We start from the raw sequence: 22,288 nt of genomic DNA, 5'->3' as shown, positions 1-22,288 counted from the left end.
TCTGACGTGTGACGATTTCCGTGAAACTCATCATTGCCGCTGTTTATGTTGTATCGATTGCCTACGTCCACCTGCGCGGTCGCGTGCGCCACAAGCTGGGCCGCCAACTGAGCGATCACTCGACGTTTCTCGCACCGATCAATTGCTTCCTTTATCTGTTCTCGAAAATTCCCAACAAGCCTTACCTCGATCCAGCCGACTTCCCCGACCTGAGCCCATTGCAGACCCATTGGGAAGAAATCCGCGCCGAAGGCCAGAACCTGCTCCGGGCGGGTGAGATCAAGCGTTCGAACCAGTACGACGACGTCGGCTTCAACTCGTTCTTCAAGACCGGCTGGAAGCGCTTTTACCTCAAGTGGTACGGGGACAGCCATCCTTCGGCAATGAAGCTTTGCCCGCGCACCACCGAACTGGTGCAGAGCATCGGCTCGATCAAGGCGGCGATGTTCGCCGAACTGCCGCCCGGTTCGAAGCTGGTGCGCCACCGCGATCCGTATGCCGGTTCCTACCGTTATCACCTGGGCCTGGAGACGCCGAACGACGCCGGTTGCTACATTAACGTCGATGGCGAGAACTACCATTGGCGCGACGGTGAAGCGGTGATGTTCGACGAGACCTTCATTCATTACGCTGAAAACACCACCCAGCAGAACCGCATCATTCTGTTCTGCGATGTCGAGCGACCGATGAAGTACCGCTGGGCGGCGGCGTTCAATGGTTGGTTCAGCCGTAACGTGATGTCGGCGGCGGGCGCGCCGAACGATGTGGGCGACAAGACCGGCGGCATCAATCGCCTGTTCGCCAGAATCTACAAGATTCGCCTGCGCGGCAAAGCGTTGAAGAAGCGTAACCGCAAGCTGTATTACCTGGAGAAGTGGGCGATTTTTGCCGGGTTGTTTGCGATTTTTGTCTGGATCTGATTCTGCGTCGCCGCTCATTACGCCATCGCCAGCAGGCTGGCTCCCACAGTTGGAATGCACTTCATTGTGGGAGCCAGCCTGCTGGCGATGGGGCCGGTAGATTCTCCGAAAGACGCTCAGATACCCTCGTAATTGATCAACCACTCGACCGTTTCGTTGCTTTTTTCGCCGCCGCCGGTTTTTCCGTCGACTTCGCTTTGGCCGCCGCTTTACCGCCAGCCTTGCCCCCCAAACTGCGCTTGAGCAACTCGGTCAAATCAATAACATCCGCCGTCTTCCGTTCCTCTTCACCCGTCGCCGACTCAACATCCTCAATCTTCCCTTCGTTAGCCTTCTTCTCGACCAACGCCATGATCTTGTCTTCGAAACTGTCGCGGTAATCCTCGGGGCTCCAGTCGCCGCTCATGTCCTGCACCAGCCGCTTGGCCATCTCCAATTCACCCTTGGCCAATTCCGGTTTGGTCACCTCGCTGCCCAGCTCGAGCGTGTCGAGACTGCGCACTTCCGCCGGCCAGCGCAGCATCACCAGCACCATGGCCGAGTCCAGCGGCATCAGCGCGGCCAGATGCTGACGGGTATGCAATACCACATGGGCGAGGGCGACCTTGTTGGTTTTACTCAGCGTTTCCCGTAGCAGCGCATACACCTTGCCACCGCGTTTATCCGGCGCCAGGTAATAGGGCGTGTCGATGTTCTGCAACGGAATCTGTTCACTGTCGACAAAGGAAAATATGTCGATGGTCTGCGTGGACAGCGGGTGCGCCGACTTGATTTCCTCTTCGCTGAGCACCACGTAGCGACCCTTTTCGTACTGCACGCCCTTGACGATGTGCTCCTTGGTCACTTCCTTGCCGGTGACCTTGTTCACGCGCTTATAGCCCACCGGGTCCATGCTGCGGCTGTCGAGCCAGTCGAAATCCACCCCTTGCGAAGACGTCGCCGAGACCAGCGCCACAGGGATATGCACCAGCCCGAAACTGATTGCGCCTTTCCAGATTGCCCGTGCCATGGTCGTCTACTCGCGAGTGATGATCAGGTGACCCGCGCCCCGGCGCAAAAGTTTCAGCGGCGTGCCACCCCGTCCGGCCGGGGGATCAACTTCGTGTTACATCTTGCCGGGGAGGTTTTGGTTAACAAATCCGAACCCTGGGCGTAGCGTGCTATCGAAGGCTCTATCCACGTAGAGAGGCTACCCATGAATCGATTTGTGCTGGGCGTCATCGCGTTGGCACTGAGTGGCGTGCTGAGCAATCTGGCCCAGGCCGCCGCCCCGTCGCCCACATTCCCTTTGCTGTTGGCCCAAAGCCCGACGGGCGCCGCCAGCAACCCTTACAACAGCCCGATCCGCCGGGCCAATCCCAACAGCATGCAAGGCACACAACCCAATGCGCCGGCGATCCGCGGGCCGAACACGGTTCCCGTTCCGCGGCCACCGACGCTGGACAACGGCGGTATCGGCAACCGCTATCCCCAAGACCGGTCGGCGCCCGCCAGCCCACCGAAATTCATCCCCAATCCGCCGCATCGGGACGCAGACACCAGCAACCGTTGAGCGGCAGGACGCAGGTCTTGCCAGCCATTCAGACGACAAAAGGAATCGTGCATGTTGCGTAAAACCCTCCTGGCCACCGTGTGTGCCAGCGCACTGATCAGCGCCGCCACCGCTGTTTTCGCGGCGCCCGCGCAAGAGCTGAAAAGCGAACAGGGCACCCTTGAGGTCACACCCATCGCCAAGGGGCTGGATCACCCGTGGGCCTTGGCGTTTCTGCCCGATCGCAAAGGGATGCTGGTGACCGAACGGCCCGGTAACCTGCGCGTGGTCAGCGCCGATGGCAAACTGTCGGCGCCGCTCAGTGGCGTGCCGAAGGTGTGGGCCAAAGGGCAGGGCGGTCTGCTCGATGTGGTGCTCTCGCCCGACTTCAAGCAGGACCGCACCGTTTATCTGTCCTATGCCGAAGGCGGGGATGAGGGCGGCAAGGCCGGTACGGCGGTCGGTCGTGGGCAGTTGTCGGAAGACCTGACCGCCATCAGGAATTTCAAAGTGATCTTCCGTCAGGAGCCGAAGCTTTCGGTCGGCAATCACTTCGGTTCGCGCCTGGTGTTCGACCGCGACGGCTACCTGTTCATCACCCTCGGCGAGAACAATGACCGGCCGACCGCGCAGGATCTGGACAAGCTGCAAGGCAAGGTCGTGCGGATCTACCCGGACGGCAAGGTGCCCGACGACAACCCCTTCGTCGGCCAAGCGGGTGTGCGTCCGGAAATCTGGTCCTACGGCCAGCGCAATCCACAAGGCGCGGCACTCAATCCGTGGACCGGCGTGCTCTGGGAAAACGAACACGGCCCGCGCGGCGGTGACGAGATCAACATCATCGAGCGCGGCAAGAATTACGGCTGGCCGCTGGCGACCCATGGAATCAACTACTCCGGTCAACCGATTCCCGAATCCACGGGCAAGACCGCCGAAGGCGCCGTTGCGCCGCACCACGTCTGGGAAAAATCCCCCGGCCTGAGCGGCATGGCGTTTTACGACGCGGACCGCTTCAAGGTGTGGCAGCACAACGTCTTCATCGGCGCGCTGGTGAGTCAGGAGTTGATACGCCTGCAGTTCGACGGCGACAGGGTGGTTCACGAAGAGCGTTTGATGGGCGAGCTGAACCAACGCATCCGCGATGTGCGGCAGGGGCCGGACGGGTATTTGTATGTGCTCACCGATGAAGATGATGGTGTGTTGTACAAGGTTGGGCTCAAGTAAAAATAATGCGCCGCCATCGCGAGCAGGCTCGCTCCCACCGTTGACCGAGATCGAATGTGGGAGCGAGCGTGCTCGCGATGGCGGCGTTGGACTGAATAACCGTTCAGTGATTCTCCCGCGCATACAGAATCACCGCGGCCCTGAGCTTGCCGCGCCCGAAACTGCACATCTTCTCGAACTCCCCATGGCTGACCGGCAAATGCTGGCAGTCCATGGGCTGACGATGCTGGCTATGGTCGACATCCGGGTCGTGCAGGTACACAAAATCCTCATCGCAATCGGTGACGATCACCCAGTGCGGCGACTTGGAGCGGGTCAGCCGGTAACTGCTGATCAACACCATCGGCTGTCCGCCGTCGTTCAGTAACCGTGGCAGGTCCAGCGGTCCGCCGAGTATCTGTTCGACGTCGGTCGCTCCCAGTTGGGCCATGAACTCTTCGTGCACCAGGCGCATGACATCTTTTTTATGCTCATCACGCACGCCGTCGAGGAACAACGGCCCAGCCATGCTCACTTGCAGGCGCACACGAAACCCGCGTCGCGTCGCCGCCAGTGCCAGGCCCTGAGGGCTGCACCCGCCATGACCCGAAGTCATAAACACGGTGGTCGCTTCGCGCCAGATCTGCAATTCTTCGCGGCGCTCCAGCACGCGACCGGTTTGCAGCGCGCCCATGGCCATCAACAGGCACGCCGGGCCACAGGTGAAATCGGTGGTCTGGGCGTACCAGGGGACATTGATATTGCGCGAGTCACGATGCTCAAGGATGCGTTTCTCCAGGCGCAGCGCATCGGCGTGGTCCTGGTAATAATCGTGAATCAGTGCGAAACGCCGATAACCGTTGCGCTCATACAGGGCGATGGCGGCGGGGTTGTCGATGCGCACCTCCAGCCGCAGGTACGCGCAGTCATGCTCAAGGGCACAAGCCTCGATGCGTTCAAGCAATTGCTTGCCGAGCCCGCTGCCGCGAGCCTGTTCGGCGATGGCAATCGAGTAGAGCCGCGCCAGCGATGTGCCTCGGTGAAACAACACCACCGCGTAACCCAGCAATTGCTCGCCACGCTGGGCCACCAGCAGTCGTCCGTGAGCACGGGTGATCATCCATTGAAAACTGCGACTGGTGAGCCGGTCCGTGGTGAAACATTGCTGTTCGAGTGCCAACAACGCGGGTAAGTCTTCAACTACCGCCAAGCGAAAGACAGGATTCATATGACCGCCGTAAAAGTTGCGTAACGAAACGGGACTTTCGAAAAAGTTCGTGCTTAATAGGAAAGGTCTTGTTCTCCAACGGATCAATCACTATGTCAGCGGTACAAGGTCATTGGCGCGAAGTATCCGAGCAAACTTTGCCGGCAGCAACTTATTTAAATGACACGGTCAGAACTTCAAGTCAGTTGATTATCATCGTCGAGCGCAAGGAAGACTGGGCATCTTACTTTCCCAGCGAAGACATCGTCACGGCTCAGGAATACCTCGAGCAGACCCGCGACAATGAGCAGGGCAAGCGGGTCCAGGTGATCAACCTGTGCCGCAGCTACAAGTACCTGGGGCACGGTTATTACTGCTCTTTGCTGGCCGAGGCGCGGGGGCACAAGGTCATTCCGTCGGTGCGCACCATCAGCGAACTGACGCGCAAAGCGCTCTACGGTCTGGCGCTGGATGATCTGGATAAAACGTTGGAGAAAGCCCTCAGTCATCATCTTTACAGCGATACCGAAGGCTTTACCCTGACCCTGTATTTTGGCAAGACGCATATTGAACCTTTGCAGGACTTGGCGCGGCAGTTGTTTGAAGTGTTTCCGTGCCCGATATTGTTAGTTGAGTTTCGTCGAACTAACGGTTGGCACATCGAAGGGATAAAGTCTGGCGCCTTGCACAAGTTGCGCGAAGATCAGGAAGACCAGTTCGCCCACTCACTCGACACGTTCAGTCGCAAGATCTGGCGCGTGCCACGGTCGCGACGCGTGGCCCGTTATGACCTGGCGATCCTGCACGATCCGCAGGAAGCGCTGCCGCCGTCCAACCCCAAGGCGCTGGAAAATTTCGTACGTGTCGGCAAGACCTTGGGCATCGATGTAGAGCTGATCGAGCGCAAGGACTACGCGCGCATCGCCGAATACGACGGGCTGCTGATCCGGGAGACCACAAGCGTCGACAACCACACCTATCGTTTTGCGAAAAAAGCCGAGAGTGAAGGGTTGGTGGTGATGGACGACCCGACATCGATCCTGCGCTGCACCAACAAGGTCTACCTGACCGACCTGCTCAACAGCCATCAGTTGGGCATGCCCGCCACCGAAATCCTCTACAAGGAACGACCGGAAGATTTCGAACGGGTCGGCGAGCGCCTGGGATTTCCGCTGGTGTTGAAGATCCCCGACGGTTGTTTCTCCCGTGGCGTGATCAAGGTCGAAAGCCAGCAAGCCTTGCTTGAAGCGACCGCCGAACTGTTTGAGCACTCGGTGCTGTTGCTGGCTCAGGAGTTCTTCTACACCGAATACGACTGGCGCATTGGCGTGCTCAACCGCAAACCGATCTTTGCCTGCCAGTACTTCATGTCCAAGGGGCACTGGCAGATCTACAACCACAAGGCCAAGGGGCAGGACATCAACGGCGAATGCCGCACCCTTGCGGTTCACGAAGCACCGCGCGCCGTGGTGGAGCTGGCGGTAAAAACCGCCAACCTCATCGGCGACGGCCTCTACGGCGTTGACCTCAAACAGTCCGGCGACAAGGTGGTGGTGATCGAGGTCAACGACAACCCGAATATGGACGCCGGCATCGAAGACGCGTATTTGCAAGACGATTTGTACTCACTGGTACTGGAAGAGTTCGTCCGCCGACTGGAACTCAAACGTCGCGGCCAGGCCTGGTGACCGGCCGATGATCAAGAGCTTTCAACTGACCCATGGCGCGTTGCATGCGGTCGAACGGCTGGACGCTGAAGTGATGCTGTTCAGCAACCCCGACGCGGCCGAGCGTGACTTGCTGCACAGCCATTTCAAACTCGATGAACACGCGTTGGCCTCGGCGCTGGACCCGGATGAGGTGTCGCGCATCGAGTTTCACCCCGACAACCTGTTCCTGATCTGGAAACGCCCGGAGAATTATTCCGGTGCCGGCAGCCTGGCCTTTGAAGTGTCTTCCTGCGGTTTGCTGTTTTGTGCGCAGCGCTTGCTGGTGATCGCCACCGACGACTCGCCGCTGCATGGCCTCGGCACCCGGCAGAAGTTGAACACGCCACTGGATGTGTTGCTCGATCTGCTGTTCAACAACATCCACCACTACCTGGGTCACCTCAAAGTGATCAAGCTGGTTGCACGGGAATTGCAGCAGAAATTCAACGCGTCGATGCAGAACCAGCACCTCATCCAGATGTTCAACCTCAGCGAAAGCCTGATCTATTACATCAACGCGATTCACAGCAACGGCGCGGTCCTGACACGGCTGCGCAACCACGCGGAAAAGCAGCGCTTCAGCGCCGAGGCCATCGGCCTGATCGACGACCTGATCATCGAAAACAACCAGTGCTACAAGCAGGCGGAAATTTACTCCACGGTGTTCTCCGGGCTGATCGATGCCCGGGGCAACCTGATGAACAACAGCATGAACAACCTGCTGCGCAAACTGACGCTGATCAACGTGGTGTTTTTGCCCCTGAACCTGATTGCGAGCATCGGCGGCATGTCCGAGTTCAGCATGATGACGGCAGGTACGCCGTGGTGGGTTTCTTACCCGTTGTTTCTCACGGTGATGATGCTGGGGGCGGGGGTGATGGTGTTGGGGCTCAGGCGGTTGGCGAAATAATATCGGCGGCTGTGATGCCGTCATCGCGAGCAGGCTCGCTCCCACAGTAGTTAGAGTGATCAACTCAGATCCCCTGTGGGAGCGAGCCTGCTCGCGATAGCTATTTCATTAACCCGACAAATCCGCAATTAGGCCACTTGTTCGGCGTCGACAGGCTTTTTTCTGTCCTGCAGCCCACGAACAACGAGGTACAACAACGGCCCAACCGACACAAAAACCGCAGTGAGCAAAAGATAGGGAACAACGGACCACCCCGACCGCCCACGCTTGCGCACATCGCTATACATCCACACCCCGGCCAGCGTCGCCAACAGGTACAGATCTATCACTACCTGCGCCGTATCAGGTCGCGACATCAGGCTGATACCAAACTCGATCAATGACTGTTCGGCCTGGAGCATCACCGAAACGGTGTAGCCAGCGAAGGCGAGCAGGGCAATCAGGGGCAGGGCGACAGACTTCATGGTTTCCTTCCTTGGGACAATGAGCAGAACAGCGAGCCTACACAGGCCGGGGAAAATTGGCCATTGACTTGACTGCCATGCCCGGCTAATTTCCAGCCATGACTTCCACCGTATTGCGTTGCCAGCCAAGCATTATTACCGCCATTCCTTATTTGGCGGGCTAGCTCACGACTGCAGCACCCAACCCGCCCTAGAGGCGGGTTTTTACTTTCCGTCTCCCGGGTTTTGATCAGTGTCAGGAGACGACCATGAACAGCACGCCCGCCCAGCAGACCTTGCTCGAGCACTACGTCAAAAAGATCCTCGCTGCGCCGGTGTACGAGCTGGCGGTACGCACGCCGTTGCAAGCAGCGCCAGCGCTGTCCGAAGCCCTGGGCAACCAGATCCTTTTGAAACGCGAAGACTTGCAGCCGACCTTTTCCTTCAAAATCCGTGGTGCCTACAACAAATTGGTGCAACTGAGCGATGAGCAGAAGGCACGCGGGGTGATCACCGCGTCTGCCGGCAATCATGCCCAGGGCGTAGCGCTGGCGGCGCGAGAGTTGGGGATCGCCGCCACCATCGTCATGCCCGCCACCACACCGGAATTAAAAGTGCTCGGGGTGCGCAGTCGGGGCGCCGAGGCCTTGCTGCACGGGGAGAGTTTTCCATTTGCCCTGGCGTACGCCTTGAAGCTGGCGGAACAAACCGGGCGCACCTTTGTTTCGCCCTTCGACGACCCGGATGTGATCGCCGGGCAGGGCACCGTCGCCATGGAAATCCTCCGTCAACACCAAGGACCGCTCGACGCGATCTTCGTACCCGTGGGCGGTGGCGGCCTGATCGCAGGCATCGCCGCTTACGTCAAATACCTGCGACCTGAAATCCGCATCATCGGCGTCGAGTCGGAACATTCCGCGTGTCTGTCCGCTGCGTTAGAGGTCGGCGAGCGCGTTGTCTTGCCGAGCGTCGGCACTTTCGCCGATGGCGTCGCCGTGGCTCAGATCGGCGCTTATGGTTTCGAAGTCTGCCGGTTTTGTGTGGATGAAATGCTGACCGTCAGCAACGACGAACTGTGCGCAGCGATCAAGAACATCTACGACGATACCCGCTCGATCACCGAACCTTCCGGCGCGTTGGCTGTGGCAGGCATCAAAAAGTACGTGGCGCAGTCGGGCGTGCGTGGTCAAACGTTGGTGGCCATCGACTCCGGCGCCAACATCAATTTCGACAGCTTGCGTCACGTCGCCGAGCGCGCTGCATTGAGCGGCACCCCGGCGTGAGCGGGCGCAGGGGACCAAGCAATCACCCAATCCCCCTGTGGGAGCGAGCTTGCTCGCGATTGCGGTGTGTCAGTCGACAAAGATGCCAGCTGACACATCGCCTTCGCGAGCAAGCTCGCTCCCACAGGTTTTGCATTTGGACGGGCCGCAGTGGTTATTCCTGAACGGCTTTTTCAACCTTGCTGGACGCCGACCAGATCCGGTAGCGCACCTCAACCTCCTTGGGCACATACAGCACGATCGGCAGTTTGCTGTTGTAGCGCAGCATGAAGCCGTCGCCGACGACCGGGACGAACTCCTGCCGGCTTTTGCCATCGGGACAGGCCATTAGGGTACTCATCGGGCCGATCACTTTTTCCAGACGGTAAAACGGATAGCCCCAGCCCTCGAGGTTCTTCTCTTCGAGCATGCCGCCCAGGCGCTGGCGATTGCAGTCCACGGCCAGGGTCTTGCCGGCAAGAATTTCGACCTGGTAGCTGTCTTCCTGCTGCTGTGGCGCCAGGTGAATAACCTGGCGGGTGAACCCGCTGTCGGCTTTGGGGAAGGGCGCGACGTCTTCGAGTTTCGCGGCGTGAACGACGGTCGAAAGCCCGGCAACTATCAGCCCGACGGTAGTGACACAGGTCAATGAACCCATGAAGCCTCCTTGCGTGTGAGTAGGGTCAGCGGATACTGAATGGACGGGATCGCAATTTTTACTGCCATGGGCGGCCAATGCAAACCTGGCGTCACCAGGTTGCAATTTGCAGGAAGCAAAACCTCCTCTCTTGCAAATTGCATGAGGGTATTTATAGACGAGTTGAGTAAACCATTGATTTGCCGATGAGCTGCAGGGCGAAATGTGCGGCATGTTTTATGCTGTAGCTGGTTCTTAAAGCTGACCGGGTTTTACAAGTCAGTTATTTGCTCGTTGTTTGGCAAACTCACACTCAGGAGAGGGTCGCCATGTTTCTTTCTGCCTTGGAACTCCGCAACATCGTCGAAAGCAGTTTTCTGCCGAAACGTTGTCAATGCACGTTGTCGCCGGACTTGTTAATGACCGTCAAGGTGTATTCGGACGGTAAAACCGATCAAGTGGATCTATTGAAGACCGACATCGATGCCAAGTCGCTTAATGGATGTCGGGAAATAAACGATCTGATCGCCGCATTGCGCTCCGACATGCAGCTTCAGGCCAACACCCAGACGCTGCACCCCGACAAGCAAGCGCTTTAACTCATCCTCGTCGCATTCCGGGTCTGGCCAAGAAGCCAGACCGCGGTCGTTGTTTTCGATCAACCCTGATAACTGCACGCATCCGACAGTTTGCGATACGTGATCTCTGCGGGTTTGCCGGACGTATCGATGTACTTCATGTTTGCCGTAATGACTTTGCAGTCCAGCGTCGAGGGTTCGGTCAGGGCGACGACCTTGGCCACGTGCAGCGGCATCCCGTATTCGTAGGGTACGGCTTGAGAGGATGCGGTGTCGTTGGCCTGGGCAAGCCCGGCGAACCCGGTGCAGGCGAGAGCGGCGGTAACCAGCAAAATGCGCGTATTCATGAGCAATCTCCGGTGCGGACGGAAGGAGAGTTCGACGTAGCGAACGTCGAACCTGCCGCACTGGGCATCAGAAGAACCTGAGGGCGTGCGGTCCAGTAAAGTTTTGGACCGCAGCGTTAAGCGATGGTTAACCGGGCTGAGTGCCGCTTGTCGTGTGGTGCGATTCTGTCAGGCAATTAGTCGGGCAAGAATCTTCGGTAGTTTCGGCTTCGTCCTGCAAGGATGGATGCCCCGCCTGACTCATTTCCGACTAAAGTCGTCTGTAGCCGGTAAAAGCCCTCTGCCATCATTGCCCCTCACCCCGTGTGTCGCCTTCATCCTGGCCAGTTTCCTGGTCCGGGGCGAAGCTATTTTCTGGCTTATTGCGCCTTGCGCAAACGCTGCACTGTTGGAGCTTTTTTCATGCGTCCCCCCTTGCCACTCATCACCGCGCGCCAGTCATTTGGCCTCGGCGCTTTAGTCCTGTGCGCCGGTTTTACCCTCCCGGCTCAAGCGAGCGGTTTTATCGATGACACCACGGCTAAAATCGAATCGCGCACGGTGTATTTCAACCGTGATTTTCGCGATGGGCACACGTCCACCGAACAGGGCGCGTCCAAGCGCGAAGAATCGGCCCAGGGCTTCATTCTCAACCTGCAGTCGGGTTACACCGACGGCACCGTCGGCTTCGGTGTTGATGCGTTGGGCATGCTCGGATTGAAGCTGGATTCCAGCGCCGACAGCAGCAACAGCGGCTTGCTGCCCTCATCGGGTGAAAACCCGCGTGGCTCGAAAGACCAGTACGCCAAACTCGGCCTGACCGCCAAAGTACGCGTGTCCGACAGCGTGTTGAAGTACGGCGCGCTGTTGCCTGACGTGCCGCTGCTCAAGTACAACGACGGCCGTCTGCTGCCGACGATGTTCAACGGCGCGCAGCTCACCTCTAAAGAGATCAAGGACCTGACGTTCATGGCCGCGCGCCTGGACCAGTACACCGCCCGGGATTCCACCGATGCCCAGGACATCCGCGTGCACTGCAAAAACAAGCGCTACGGCTGCAACGTCACGGCCGATCATTTCGATATGTACGGCTTTGACTATAAGATCAACGAGCGCCTGACCGCCCAGTATCACTACGCGGAACTGGAAGACATCTACCGTCAGCACTTCGTCGGTCTGCTCGCCAATCAACCGTTGGGCAGCGGCGTGCTCAAGGCCGATCTGCGCGTGCTCAAGAGTGCCGACAGCGGCGCCGAACGTGCCGGCGCCATCGACAACCGCGCATTGAGCGGCATGTTCGCGTATGCCATCAGCGGCCACACCTTCAGTGCCGGTTGGCAGCGCATGAACGGCGACAATTCGATGCCGTACCTGGATGGCACCAACCCGTATCTGGTGAACTACGTCCAGGTCAACGACTTCGCCGCCGCGCAAGAGCGTTCGTGGCAACTGCGTTATGACTATGACTTCAAGGCGATCGGCATCAACGGCCTGAGTTTCCTGACCCGCTACGTGAACGGCGACCACATCAAGGTGTTGGGCAGCGATCAGGAAGGCAAGGAGTGGGAGCGCGATAGCGAGCTCAAATATGTGGTGCAGAGCGGGACGTTCAAGGATGTCAGCCTGCGGCTGCGCAATGCGACATACCGGACCAACTACGAGAAGTTCGCCCGGGATGTGGATGAGACGCGGTTGATCATCAGCTATAACTTTTCAGTCTTGTAGCGCCTGACAGAAAGTCATCGCGAGCAAGCACGCTCCCACATTGGAACTTTGGTGAACATGGATCTTATGTTCGGCATCGATTCAATGTGGGAGCTTGCCTGCTAGCGATGAGGCCATCACATTCAACGCAAATCCAACTGCCGCCGATACGGCAAATCCGGCCCGGCCTTGCTGCACGTCAACGCCGCCGCCCGCACCGCAAACTTCAACATCCCGTCGATCTGCTCACGCGCCAGCGATTGCACACCCTCGACCGAGTCCAGCTGCTGCTCGGTCAACCACGTAAGCAACGCCGCCTGAAACGTATCGCCAGCCCCCACGGTGTCGGCAATCTTCACCGAACAGGCCGGCACCGACCACGAACCATGGCTGCGGCTGAACACCGTCGCCCCCTCGCCACCCCGGGTCAGGAATACGACCTGACAGCGATGCTGCAACCAGCCTTCGATCACCCGCTGCGGATCCTGCCCGGGGTACAGCAGGCTCAAATCCTCGTCGCTGACTTTGATCAGGTCGGCCAGCTCCACCAACGTAGCAACCCGCGACCGCCACAGGTCGATGTTCGGTTCAGGGTTGAGCCGCACATTCGGATCAAGGCTGATCAGACGCTTGCCACTTTCGCGCTGCACCAGGGCCAGCAACGTGTCGGCAATCGGCTGCACCACCAGCGAGAACGAGCCGATGTGCAAACCGCGCACCTCAGGCCCCAGTTCCGGCAGATGCTCCAGTTTCAACTGCCGATCCGCGCAACCCTCGCCACGGAAGCTGTACTGCGGCGAACCGTTGGCGCCGACCGCAACCATCGCCAGGGTGGTCGGTGCGGCAAAATCCGCCAGGTAATCCGGACGTACACCTTCATCCTGCAGCACTTGCCGCAAGCGCCGGCCCAAGTAGTCGGTCGACAACCCGGCAAACAGCGCTGCGTCCACGCCCAGGCGGCGCAAACCGACCGCTACGTTGAAAGGCGAGCCGCCGGCAATCGCCTTGAAATTCACTTTTGAAGCCAGGCCGCTGGCGTCGTCTTCACTGAAGAAATCGAACAGCGCTTCGCCACACACCAGGTACATAGTTGTTCACTCTTTAAAGGGTTGCGACATGCTGTTGATAGCGTTCATAGGCCTGCTGACAGGCCGTTACATTCTCTGCAATCGGCAGGGTTTCGCTGGCCGGATCAAACTTCACGCAACGCTCGCACAAATCCGCGAGGCTGTCTTCGTGGCCGTTTGCCCAGGATTGGCACCACGCGGCCTGAATCGCCGCGCCGAGGGCGGCGGCTTCGCTTTGTTCGGTGCAGATCACCGGGGTGTTCATGATGTCGGCGACGATCTGTCGCCACACCGGGCTTTTCGAACCGCCGCCGATCAGGCAGATGGTGCGGCTTTGTAAGCCATTCTGACGCAGCAGGTCCAGCCCGTAACGCAAACCGAAAGTGGTGCCTTCGACCACGGCGCGGCACAGGTTGGCTTGCGTCAGGTTCGTCATGGTCAAGCCGAGCAGGCTGCCGGTGGCGTGGGGCAGGGCGGGGACGCGCTCGCCGTTGAGAAACGGCAACAGGGTCACCCCTTCGGCGCCGATCGGTGCTTGCGCGACGAGGGCATTGAACTGCTCGATATCCAACTCGAACAAATCGCGAATCACCCCGGTGGCGTTGGTCAGGTTCATGGTGCAGATCAGCGGCAGCCAGCCACCGCTGGAGGAACAGAACGTCGCGACCGAGGCATCCGCACTGACGTTCGGTTGATCGGCATAAGCGTAAACCGTCCCCGACGAACCGAGGCTCATGGTGATCGCGCCGGGGCGGATATTGCCGGTGCCGATGGCGCCCATCATGTTGTCGCCACCGCCGCTGGACACCAGCGCCTTGGGGTTGATGCCCAGGTGCTCGGCGATGCCTGGCAGGAGCGTGCCGACGGCTTGATGGGCGTCGATCAGCTCTGGCAGCGCCGCTTGCAAACGCCCACTGGGGTCGATGTCGCGCAGCAGCTGCAAGTCCCACTGGCGGGTGCGCACGTTGAAATAACCGGTGCCCGAGGCGTCGCCGTACTCGCTGCAACTGCGGCCGGTGAGCCAATGGTTGAGGTAGTCGTGGGGCAGCAGAATGTGTGCGATCCGCGAAAAAACCTCCGGGTGTTGTTCTTTGGTCCAGAGTAATTTTGAAACCGTGTAGCCCGGCGCGATGACCACGCCGAGGCGTTCGAGCGAGCCTTTTTCACCGCCCAGATGGGCTAGCAGGCGGTCGTTTTCCGCAGTGGATTCGGTGTCGCACCAGAGCTTGGCGGGGCGCAGCACCTGGTCTTGATCGTCGAGCAGGACCAGGCCGTGTTGTTGCCCGGAGACGCCGATGCCGAGGATGTGTTGGCCGTCGACGTTTGCCGCGATCAAAGCACGGCGAGTCGCCAACGTGAACGCTTCAAGCCATTGCGATGTGTCCTGCTCACGGCGGCCATTGGCGCCGCAGAGCAACGTGTGCGCGGCGGCGCCCTGGCCGAGAACCTGACCACTGGCCGCATCGAGAACGATGGCCTTTGTGCCTTGGGTGCCGCAGTCGATGCCGAGGAATAATTGTTGGTTTGCCATGGGCGGTCCTTGCTGCGTCAGTTCGATATCAGTGCGTATTCATCAACATGTCGGGAGGCTGTCAGTCAGCCATCGCGGGCAAGCCCGCTCCCACAGGGATCAATGTCGTTCACAAATCTGTGTTCCACCACGGGCCACTTTGGGAGCGGGCTTGCCCGCGATGTCGGCAGTAGTTTCACCACTGTATTTAAGCCAGCACCCGCTCCAACGTCCGAGTCACACCTACTTCCCGCAAACTGTTACAGCACCACTCAAACGCCGCGACAAATTCCGGCGAGCGCGGAATCTCCGTGCCAAAAATATCCTCGATCCCCAGCAATCGCTGGGTAATCAACGCATCATCCGCCACCAGCGCCTGGCAAAACGCGGCGCGCGGGTCGGGAATCGAATAGGTATCGCCATTCTCATCCACCCCCTTCAAATACAGCGCCCACGCCGCCACCACCAACGCCGCACGTTGGGTCTCCCGGCCATCGGTAATCAATCGGTTGATCGTCGGCACGGTGAACTTGGGAAACTTCGACGAACCGTCCGAACACACGCGTTCGAGTTGGTCGGCAATCGCCTGATTGGAGAAACGCGCCACCAGGGTGTTCTTGTAGTCGCTCAGGTCGATCCCCGGAACGGCGGACAACTGCGGCGTCACGTCCAGGTCCATGTAGGCACGCATGTAGCGCACGAACAGTGGATCGTTCATGGTCTCGTGAACGAAGCGATATCCCTTGAGGAACCCAAGATAGGTCAGTGCCAGATGACTGCCGTTGAGCAGCTTGATCTTCATCTCTTCATACGGCGTGACGTCGTCGGTGAACTGCACGCCGACCTTCTCCCACGCCGGGCGCCCGTTGACGAACTTGTCTTCCAGCACCCACTGCACAAACGGCTCGCAGACCACCGGCCAGGCGTCGTCCACCGCGTGTTTGTCGTGCAATTGCAGCTTGTGTTCGGTGCTGGTCATCGGCGTGATGCGGTCGACCATGGCGTTCGGGAAACTGACGTTTTTGGCGATCCAGTCGTGAAGTTCTGCGTCGCGTAATGCGGCGAAGGCCAACAGCGCTTTGCGCGTCACTGCGCCGTTGTGCGGCAGGTTATCGCAGGACATCAAGCTGAACGCCGGCGTGCCGGCAGCGCGGCGTTTGGCCAGCGCGGCACAGAGGAAACCGAATACGGTTTTCGGCGAATACGGGTGCGTCAGGTCGTGCTGGATCTGCGGCAGGTGTGCCATGAATTCGCCGTTGCTGTCATCGATGCAGTAACCGCCCTCGGTGATGGTCAGCGAGACAATGCGAATCTCGGGGCTGGCCAGCTTGTCGATCACCGCCTGCGCGCCGTCTTCGGCCAGCAGCATGTCGCGGATCGCGCCGATGACCCGGACCTCGGTGTCGGTATCGCCGAGTTCAAACAGGGTGAACAGGTAGTCCTGATCCTTCAGGTCGTCATGGGCGCGACGGTCTTCGGCGCGCAGGCCGACGCCGCAAATGGCCCAGTCCAGCGCTTCGCCAGTGTTCATCAAAGCGTCGGTGTAATACGCCTGATGAGCGCGGTGGAAGCCGCCAACGCCAATGTGCGCGATGCCTTGGCGCGTATCGCTCAGGGCGTAGGCGGGCAGGACCACTTCGGGGGCTAGGTGGTGCAGGTTCTGTTTATTCAGTTTCATCACAGGCTCTCTGAAATCAGGCCGCAGCGCGCAATGGACGGGTCAGCGCCACGCCGTCGGCATCGAATAAATGGCAGTGTTCGGCGTCCAGGTGCAGGCTCAACGCTTCGCCATATCGGCTGGCCAGATCGCCGCGAACACGCATGGTCAGCGCTTCACCGGACGAGGTCAGCACGTGGCAGAAGGTGTCGCTGCCCAGCCGTTCGCTGACGTCGGCGGTGACCTGCAAGGTGCAGTCGCCGGTTTGCGCGAGGTTGAGGTGCTCAGGGCGAATGCCCAGCGTCACGGCGCCGCCAATGCTCAAGTTGGCGCCGGTCAGCGGCAAGGTGATGCGGGTGCCGGCATCGAGCGCGACTTCGCAGCTTTGGCTGTCGACACGGGTGACTTTGCCCTTGAGGAAGCCCATTTTCGGCGTGCCGAGAAAGCCCGCGACAAACAGGTTGGCCGGCTGGTGATACAGGTCCAGCGGCGAGCCGACCTGCTCGATCTTGCCGCCATTGAGCACGACCACTTTGTCGGCCATGGTCATGGCTTCGACCTGGTCGTGAGTCACGTAGATCATCGTCGCTTGCAGCTCTTTGTGCAGGCGCAACAGTTCCAGACGCATCTGCACCCGCAGTGCCGCATCGAGGTTGGACAGCGGTTCGTCGAACAGGAAAATTTTCGGGTTGCGCACGATGGCGCGGCCGATGGCTACGCGTTGACGCTGGCCGCCGGACAGTTGTTTCGGCTTGCGCTCCAGCATCGGCCCGAGCTCGAGGATGCGCGCCGCTTCGCCGACTTTTTTCTCGACCTCGGCTTTTGGTACGCCCGCGAGGTCGAGGGCAAACGACATGTTTTTGCGCACGCTCATGTGCGGGTACAGGGCATAGGTCTGGAACACCATGGCCAGGTCACGCTTGGCCGGGCTGACTTCGGTGATGTCGCGGCCGTCGAGTTCGATGGTGCCGCCGCTGACTTCTTCCAGGCCGGCGATCAGGCGCAGCAGGGTGGATTTGCCACAGCCCGACGGGCCGACGAAGACCACGAATTCCTTGTCGTTCACTTCCAGGTCGATGCCTTTGATGATGGAAAAGCCTTCGAAGCCTTTTTGCAGATTCTTGATTTTCAGGTTGGCCATGGTGGCGCTCCTTTATGCTAATTCTTGAGGGCTATTTCACTGCGCCAAACGACAGGCCGCGGACCAGTTGTTTCTGGCTGATCCAGCCGAAGATCAGAATCGGCGCGCAGGCCAGCGTGGACACCGCCGACAACTTGGCCCAGAACAACCCTTCGGGGCTTGAGTACGAAGCGATCAGCGCGGTCAGTGGCGCGGCTTTCGATGAGGTCAGGTTCAGCGACCAGAACGCCTCGTTCCAGCACAGGATCAGCGACAACAACACCGTGGAAGCCAAACCGCCCTTGGCGATCGGCAGCAGCACCCGGACCATTTCCTGCCACAGCGTGGCGCCGTCGAGGCGCGCGGCTTCGAGGATGTCTTTGGGGATGTCCTTGAAGTAGGTGTAAATCATCCAGACCACGATCGGCAGGTTGATCAGCGTGTAGATCACGATCAGCGCGATGCGTGTGTCGAGCAGGCCGAAGCTCTTGGCCAGCAGGTAGATCGGCATCAGCACGCCCACTGGTGGCAGCATCTTGGTGGAGAGCATCCACAGCAGCGTGCCTTTGGTGCGCTGGGTTTCATAGAACGCCATGGAGTAGGCCGCCGGCACCGCGATCAGCAGGCACAGGGCCGTGGCGCTGAAGGAAATCACCACCGAGTTCCAGGCGAAACTGAAGTAATCGCTGCGCTCGTTGATGTGCAGGTAATTCTCCAGCGTCGGCGTGAAGATGAATTGCGGCGGCGTGGCGAACGCGTCGATTTCGGTTTTGAAACTGGTCAGCACCATCCAGAAGATCGGGAAGAAGATCAGGATCGCGATGGCCCAGGCCAGCGTGCCGAGCAGCAGGCTTTGCAGACGACGGGATTGTTGAAGGGTCATGGCGCAGGCCTCAGGCTTTGTCTGTCAGGTTTTTGCCGATCATGCGCACCAGCACGATGGCCGCGATGTTGGCAATCACCACCGCAATCAAGCCGCCGGCGGACGCCATGCCGACGTCGAACTGCACCAGCGCCTGGTTGTAGATCAGGTAGGCGAGGTTGGTCGAGGCGTAGCCGGGGCCGCCGTTGGTGGTGGTGAAGATTTCGGCGAACACCGAGAGCAGGAAAATGGTTTCGATCATCACCACCACCGCAATCGGTCGCGCCAGGTGCGGCAGGGTCAGGTGCCAGAAGATGGCGACAGGACCGGCACCGTCGAGGCGCGCGGCTTCTTTCTGTTCCTGGTCGAGCGACTGCATGGCGGTCATCAGGATCAGGATCGCGAAGGGCAGCCATTGCCAGGACACAATGATGATGATCGACAGCAGCGGGTAGTGCGCCAGCCAGTCCACCGGCTGCGCGCCGAAGAGTTTCCAGACGTAGGCGAGAATCCCCGAGACCGGGTGGAAAATCAGGTTCTTCCAGATCAGCGCGCCGACGGTGGGCATGATGAAGAACGGCGAAATCAGCATGACCCGCACGATGCCGCGACCGAGGAACTCACTGGCCTCCAGCAAGGCGCTGATCAATACGCCAAACACCACGCTGATCAGCAACACGCTGCCCACCAGCAACAAGGTGTTGGTGGCTCCGGGCATGAACCCGGAATCCGTCAGGAAGTAGGTGAAATTCTCCAGCCCCACGAACTCGTTTTCGCCCGGGTTGAGCAGGTTGTAGCGGATCATCGAGAAGTACAGCGTCATGCCCAGCGGCACGATCATCCACAGCAGCAACAACGCCACCGAGGGGCTGACCAGAAACCAGCCGGGGTTGGCCAGGCGGTTTTTGCGCACCGGCTGGGGGATGTCCACTTGAGCTTTGGCAGTTGAAATATTCATGGCGTTAAAACCGATTGGGAACAGACGATGAAGATCAACTGTGGGAGCGAGCCTGCTCGCGATAGCGATTTATCAGCCAACACTGATGTTGAATGTCATGGCCTCATCGCGAGCAGGCTCGCTCCCACATTGAAATGGTGGGGTTACTTGGGATAACCCGCGCGCTTCATCTCACGTTCGGTGGTTTGCTGGGCAGCGGTCAGGGCTTGATCCACCGTGGTCTGACCGATCAGCGCCGCCGAGAAAGACTTGCCGACCTGGGTGCCAATGCCCTGGAACTCGGGAATGGTCACCAACTGAATGCCGATGTAAGGCACAGGCTTGAGTGTCGGCTTGCTCGGGTCCGCCTTCTTCAGCGACTCAAGCGTCACCTTGGCGAATGGCGCAGCGCTCATGTACGCCTCGCTGTAAGTCGAGGCCCGAGTGCCTGGCGGCACGTTGGCGATGCCGTCCTTTTCCGCGACCAGCGCCCCGTATTCCTTGGAAGTTGCCCAGGCGCTGAAGGTCTTCGCCGCATCCTTCGCCTTGGAGCTGGTCGGAATCGCCAGCGCCCAGGAATAGAGCCAGGCCGACCCTTTGTCAGTGATCTGGTGCGGCGCGTAGGTGAAGCCGACGTGCTCGCTGACTTTGCTCTGGGTCTTGTCGGTGACGAACGAGCCGGCGACGCTGGCATCGACCCAGATTGCGCACTTGCCGCTGTTGAACAGCGCCAGGTTTTCGTTGAAACCGTTGCTCGACGCGCCCGGCGGGCCGGATTTCTTCATGGTCTCGACGTAGAAGTTGAGTGCGTTTTTCCACTCCGGACCGGTGAATTCCGGCTGCCACTTCTCATCGAACCAGCGTGCGCCGTAAGCATTGGCGACGGTGGTGATCAGCGCCATGTTCTCGCCCCAGCCGGCCTTGCCGCGCAGGCAGATGCCGTACTGCTCTTTGTCCTTGTTGGTGAGTTTGCTGGCGAATTCGCCGATCTGTTCCCAGGTCGGATGTTCCGGCATGGTCAGCCCGGCGTCCTTGAACAGGTCAGTGCGGTAATAGGTGATGGAGCTTTCGGCGTAGAACGGCAAGGCATATAGCGAACCCTTGACCGACAGGCCTTCACGCACCGAAGGGAACACGTCGTCAAGGTCATAAGTGGCGGGCAAATCCTTCATCGGTTCCAGCCAGCCCTTGGCGCCCCACAGTGCGGCTTCGTACATGCCGATGGTCAACACGTCGAACTGCCCGCCCTGGGTGGCGATGTCGGTGGTCAGGCGTTGGCGCAGGACGTTCTCTTCGAGCACCACCCAATTGAGCTTGATGTCCGGGTGCTCGGCCTCGAAGGTTTTCGAGAGCTTTTGCATGCGGATCATGTCGCTGTTGTTGACGGTGGCGATGGTCAATGTCTGAGCGCCGAGGCTGACGCTGCTGAGGGTCATGCAGGTGAGGGCTAGCAGAGCTTTTACAGAAGGTTGCATCGTGCACTCCTTTTCTGCACCCGGCGGGGGCAGAAGGACAGTTATTGTTTTTGTGTCTTCCGAGGCAGGAAGAATGTGCACTGATTACAGCCTTCAATTGAGGATGAGACAAATCATCCATCGCACTTGAATCGATACTATTTTGCACTGGCGTTTGGAGTGGCAAACGAAGGGAAGGGCTTTTCAGCGCTCAAGCGTTATCGAATACGTATAGGTTTCTGGCCTCAACGCCGTAGCGGTGCTAGCCCAGATTTCTGCTCGGTCAACCGCTGTACCGCCAACCGCCGGTAGTGCGACGGCGTCATGCCTTTTAACTGCTGAAAACGCCGGTTGAAATTTGAAATGTTGTTGAATCCCGACTCGAAACACACGTCGGTCACCGGTTTGTCGCCGTCGGCCAGCAGTTCGCAGGATTTGCTGATGCGCAGCCGGTTGACGAACTCGATGAAGCAGCGCCCGGTGGCTTGTTTGAACACGCGGCTGAAATAGGTCGGCTTCATGCCCAGGTGCTCGGCGACTTCCTCCAGCGGCAGTTCACGGGCGTAGTGGGCAAAGATGTAATCCACCGCACGGTTAGTGCGATCGATATTGTGTTCATCCGCCAGTTGCGGCGTTGTGGCGCCGGACAACAGTTGATAGTCGTCGCAGGCGGCGAGCAACTCCAGCAGAATGAAAAAGTGCCCGAGGCGGGTCACGCCTTTGGTGTCGGCGATGCGTTGCATCAAGGTCATTGCCTGGCGGATGGTGTGTTTGCAGCGAAACTCGATGCCGTATTGCGCGCGCTCCAGCAAGGGCGCAAGCGACTTGAGCTCGGTAAACACTTGATGGCCGCTCTCGAACAACTCGTCGGTGAAGTTGACCAGCATGTCACGCTTGGGCACCACTTCGTCTTCGGCGACCTGGCTGATCCAGTTGTGGGGCAGGTTGGGGCCGGTGAGGAACAGTGTTTGCGGATAGAAGTTGCCAATGTAGTCGCCAATGAACACCTTGCCCGAGCTGGCGACGATCAGGTGCAGTTCGTATTCCTTGTGAAAATGCCAGCGCACCAAGGGGCAGGGGAAACCGTGCTGGCGATAAATGATCGACAACCCGTTGTGGTCGTCCATCAGTTCGTAGGAAGGATCGGTGACTCTGGCAGTCCGGGTCATATCGGGGCGCTTTTATTGTTATTGCACCCTGATCATGCCTCTTTACCGGCCGACATTGCCAGCCTTGGGCATGTCGACCGGC

20 protein-coding genes and 1 pseudogene are annotated in these 22,288 nt (G+C 59.4%); 8 read left to right on the top strand and 13 right to left on the bottom strand.

Annotated features, from left to right (window positions below; translation table 11 throughout):
- Positions 1-20: 20 nt before the first annotated feature.
- The gene (gene lpxO / locus Q7W83_RS15500; protein ID WP_473656308.1) at positions 21-920 is read left to right on the top strand and encodes a lipid A hydroxylase LpxO; all 900 of its coding nucleotides are present in this window, start codon (positions 21-23) and stop codon (positions 918-920) included.
- A gap of 136 nt (positions 921-1,056) precedes the next feature.
- On the opposite strand, the gene ku is transcribed toward lpxO, so the two are convergent.
- On the bottom strand, positions 1,057-1,929 hold the full coding sequence (ku, locus tag Q7W83_RS15495) for a non-homologous end joining protein Ku (RefSeq protein WP_150629679.1): 873 nt from the start codon (positions 1,927-1,929) through the stop codon (positions 1,057-1,059).
- Between the two features lie 186 nt (positions 1,930-2,115).
- Between ku and Q7W83_RS15490 the strand changes: the two genes are divergently transcribed.
- Positions 2,116-2,472, top strand: a complete 357-nt coding sequence (locus Q7W83_RS15490; protein WP_473656307.1) for a hypothetical protein — start codon at positions 2,116-2,118, stop codon at positions 2,470-2,472.
- A 51-nt stretch (positions 2,473-2,523) separates the two neighbouring features.
- Entirely contained in the window at positions 2,524-3,675 is a 1,152-nt protein-coding gene (locus tag Q7W83_RS15485) for a PQQ-dependent sugar dehydrogenase (RefSeq protein WP_473656306.1), read from the top strand.
- A 103-nt stretch (positions 3,676-3,778) separates the two neighbouring features.
- Here the strand turns inward: Q7W83_RS15485 and rimI are convergent, their stop codons facing one another.
- Complete coding sequence (gene rimI / locus Q7W83_RS15480) at positions 3,779-4,882, bottom strand: ribosomal protein S18-alanine N-acetyltransferase (protein WP_150653442.1); 1,104 nt, start codon at positions 4,880-4,882, stop codon at positions 3,779-3,781.
- 92 nt (positions 4,883-4,974) lie between these two features.
- Between rimI and Q7W83_RS15475 the strand changes: the two genes are divergently transcribed.
- On the top strand, positions 4,975-6,549 hold the full coding sequence (locus Q7W83_RS15475; protein WP_150638994.1) for a RimK family protein: 1,575 nt from the start codon (positions 4,975-4,977) through the stop codon (positions 6,547-6,549).
- 7 nt (positions 6,550-6,556) lie between these two features.
- Positions 6,557-7,480 (top strand): magnesium transporter CorA family protein, encoded by a 924-nt coding sequence (locus tag Q7W83_RS15470; protein ID WP_150629670.1) that lies wholly within the window; start codon positions 6,557-6,559, stop codon positions 7,478-7,480.
- Between the two features lie 128 nt (positions 7,481-7,608).
- Here Q7W83_RS15470 and Q7W83_RS15465 read toward each other — a convergent pair whose 3' ends face one another.
- Positions 7,609-7,944, bottom strand: coding sequence for a DUF2834 domain-containing protein (locus Q7W83_RS15465; RefSeq protein ID WP_150638993.1), 336 nt, complete (start codon positions 7,942-7,944; stop codon positions 7,609-7,611).
- Between the two features lie 248 nt (positions 7,945-8,192).
- Between Q7W83_RS15465 and ilvA the strand changes: the two are divergent.
- A pseudogene (gene ilvA / locus Q7W83_RS15460) lies at positions 8,193-9,188 on the top strand (threonine ammonia-lyase, biosynthetic); the annotation flags it as partial.
- A gap of 172 nt (positions 9,189-9,360) precedes the next feature.
- On the opposite strand, the gene eco reads toward ilvA, so the two are convergent.
- Positions 9,361-9,843 carry a serine protease inhibitor ecotin gene (eco, locus tag Q7W83_RS15455; RefSeq protein WP_150653440.1) on the bottom strand — a complete coding sequence of 161 codons (483 nt, stop codon included), beginning with the start codon at positions 9,841-9,843 and terminating at the stop codon, positions 9,361-9,363.
- 308 nt (positions 9,844-10,151) lie between these two features.
- On the opposite strand from eco, the gene Q7W83_RS15450 reads away from it, so the two are divergent.
- Complete coding sequence (locus Q7W83_RS15450) at positions 10,152-10,421, top strand: DUF1652 domain-containing protein (RefSeq protein ID WP_150629663.1); 270 nt, start codon at positions 10,152-10,154, stop codon at positions 10,419-10,421.
- A 59-nt stretch (positions 10,422-10,480) separates the two neighbouring features.
- On the opposite strand, the gene Q7W83_RS15445 is transcribed toward Q7W83_RS15450, so the two are convergent.
- Positions 10,481-10,747, bottom strand: a complete 267-nt coding sequence (locus tag Q7W83_RS15445; protein WP_150629661.1) for a DUF2790 domain-containing protein — start codon at positions 10,745-10,747, stop codon at positions 10,481-10,483.
- A gap of 402 nt (positions 10,748-11,149) precedes the next feature.
- Here Q7W83_RS15445 and Q7W83_RS15440 point away from each other — a divergent pair, with 402 nt between their 5' ends.
- On the top strand, positions 11,150-12,451 hold the full coding sequence (locus Q7W83_RS15440) for an OprD family porin (RefSeq protein ID WP_150629659.1): 1,302 nt from the start codon (positions 11,150-11,152) through the stop codon (positions 12,449-12,451).
- Positions 12,452-12,573: 122 nt separating this feature from the next.
- Here Q7W83_RS15440 and Q7W83_RS15435 read toward each other — a convergent pair whose 3' ends face one another.
- The 8 genes from Q7W83_RS15435 to Q7W83_RS15400 form a co-directional block, all read right to left on the bottom strand.
- Positions 12,574-13,518 carry a carbohydrate kinase family protein gene (locus tag Q7W83_RS15435; protein WP_150629657.1) on the bottom strand — a complete coding sequence of 315 codons (945 nt, stop codon included), beginning with the start codon at positions 13,516-13,518 and terminating at the stop codon, positions 12,574-12,576.
- A gap of 13 nt (positions 13,519-13,531) precedes the next feature.
- A complete protein-coding gene (gene xylB / locus Q7W83_RS15430; RefSeq protein ID WP_473656305.1) occupies positions 13,532-15,028 on the bottom strand; it encodes a xylulokinase in 1,497 nt (498 codons plus the stop codon).
- A gap of 187 nt (positions 15,029-15,215) precedes the next feature.
- Entirely contained in the window at positions 15,216-16,685 is a 1,470-nt protein-coding gene (locus Q7W83_RS15425; protein ID WP_473656304.1) for a mannitol dehydrogenase family protein, read from the bottom strand.
- Positions 16,686-16,701: 16 nt separating this feature from the next.
- A complete protein-coding gene (locus tag Q7W83_RS15420; RefSeq protein WP_458377394.1) occupies positions 16,702-17,805 on the bottom strand; it encodes an ABC transporter ATP-binding protein in 1,104 nt (367 codons plus the stop codon).
- A 31-nt stretch (positions 17,806-17,836) separates the two neighbouring features.
- Positions 17,837-18,667: a carbohydrate ABC transporter permease gene (locus Q7W83_RS15415; RefSeq protein ID WP_007936731.1), complete on the bottom strand. Its 831-nt coding sequence runs from the start codon at positions 18,665-18,667 to the stop codon at positions 17,837-17,839.
- 10 nt (positions 18,668-18,677) lie between these two features.
- Positions 18,678-19,604 carry a carbohydrate ABC transporter permease gene (locus Q7W83_RS15410; RefSeq protein WP_150629650.1) on the bottom strand — a complete coding sequence of 309 codons (927 nt, stop codon included), beginning with the start codon at positions 19,602-19,604 and terminating at the stop codon, positions 18,678-18,680.
- Between the two features lie 143 nt (positions 19,605-19,747).
- The gene (locus Q7W83_RS15405) at positions 19,748-21,058 is read right to left on the bottom strand and encodes an ABC transporter substrate-binding protein (protein WP_150629648.1); all 1,311 of its coding nucleotides are present in this window, start codon (positions 21,056-21,058) and stop codon (positions 19,748-19,750) included.
- Positions 21,059-21,282: 224 nt separating this feature from the next.
- Positions 21,283-22,206 carry a helix-turn-helix domain-containing protein gene (locus Q7W83_RS15400; protein WP_473656303.1) on the bottom strand — a complete coding sequence of 308 codons (924 nt, stop codon included), beginning with the start codon at positions 22,204-22,206 and terminating at the stop codon, positions 21,283-21,285.
- Positions 22,207-22,288 lie beyond the last annotated feature (82 nt).

The sequence above is a fragment of the Pseudomonas sp. 300 genome, from assembly GCF_055803035.1.
This window is presented reverse-complemented; position numbering and strand designations above follow the sequence as displayed.

Bases quoted from the DNA above. Each gene is read 5' to 3' on its own strand.
- ku (WP_150629679.1), bottom strand. From the start codon at position 1,929: ATGGCACGGGCAATCTGGAAAGGCGCAATCAGTTTCGGGCTGGTGCAT.
- Q7W83_RS15490 (WP_473656307.1), top strand. From the start codon at position 2,116: ATGAATCGATTTGTGCTGGGCGTCATCGCGTTGGCACTGAGTGGCGTG.
- Q7W83_RS15485 (WP_473656306.1), top strand. From the start codon at position 2,524: ATGTTGCGTAAAACCCTCCTGGCCACCGTGTGTGCCAGCGCACTGATC.
- rimI (WP_150653442.1), bottom strand. From the start codon at position 4,882: ATGAATCCTGTCTTTCGCTTGGCGGTAGTTGAAGACTTACCCGCGTTG.
- Q7W83_RS15475 (WP_150638994.1), top strand. From the start codon at position 4,975: ATGTCAGCGGTACAAGGTCATTGGCGCGAAGTATCCGAGCAAACTTTG.
- Q7W83_RS15470 (WP_150629670.1), top strand. From the start codon at position 6,557: ATGATCAAGAGCTTTCAACTGACCCATGGCGCGTTGCATGCGGTCGAA.
- Q7W83_RS15465 (WP_150638993.1), bottom strand. From the start codon at position 7,944: ATGAAGTCTGTCGCCCTGCCCCTGATTGCCCTGCTCGCCTTCGCTGGC.
- eco (WP_150653440.1), bottom strand. From the start codon at position 9,843: ATGGGTTCATTGACCTGTGTCACTACCGTCGGGCTGATAGTTGCCGGG.
- Q7W83_RS15450 (WP_150629663.1), top strand. From the start codon at position 10,152: ATGTTTCTTTCTGCCTTGGAACTCCGCAACATCGTCGAAAGCAGTTTT.
- Q7W83_RS15445 (WP_150629661.1), bottom strand. From the start codon at position 10,747: ATGAATACGCGCATTTTGCTGGTTACCGCCGCTCTCGCCTGCACCGGG.
- Q7W83_RS15440 (WP_150629659.1), top strand. From the start codon at position 11,150: ATGCGTCCCCCCTTGCCACTCATCACCGCGCGCCAGTCATTTGGCCTC.
- Q7W83_RS15435 (WP_150629657.1), bottom strand. From the start codon at position 13,518: ATGTACCTGGTGTGTGGCGAAGCGCTGTTCGATTTCTTCAGTGAAGAC.
- xylB (WP_473656305.1), bottom strand. From the start codon at position 15,028: ATGGCAAACCAACAATTATTCCTCGGCATCGACTGCGGCACCCAAGGC.
- Q7W83_RS15425 (WP_473656304.1), bottom strand. From the start codon at position 16,685: ATGAAACTGAATAAACAGAACCTGCACCACCTAGCCCCCGAAGTGGTC.
- Q7W83_RS15420 (WP_458377394.1), bottom strand. From the start codon at position 17,805: ATGGCCAACCTGAAAATCAAGAATCTGCAAAAAGGCTTCGAAGGCTTT.
- Q7W83_RS15415 (WP_007936731.1), bottom strand. From the start codon at position 18,667: ATGACCCTTCAACAATCCCGTCGTCTGCAAAGCCTGCTGCTCGGCACG.
- Q7W83_RS15410 (WP_150629650.1), bottom strand. From the start codon at position 19,604: ATGAATATTTCAACTGCCAAAGCTCAAGTGGACATCCCCCAGCCGGTG.
- Q7W83_RS15405 (WP_150629648.1), bottom strand. From the start codon at position 21,058: ATGCAACCTTCTGTAAAAGCTCTGCTAGCCCTCACCTGCATGACCCTC.
- Q7W83_RS15400 (WP_473656303.1), bottom strand. From the start codon at position 22,206: ATGACCCGGACTGCCAGAGTCACCGATCCTTCCTACGAACTGATGGAC.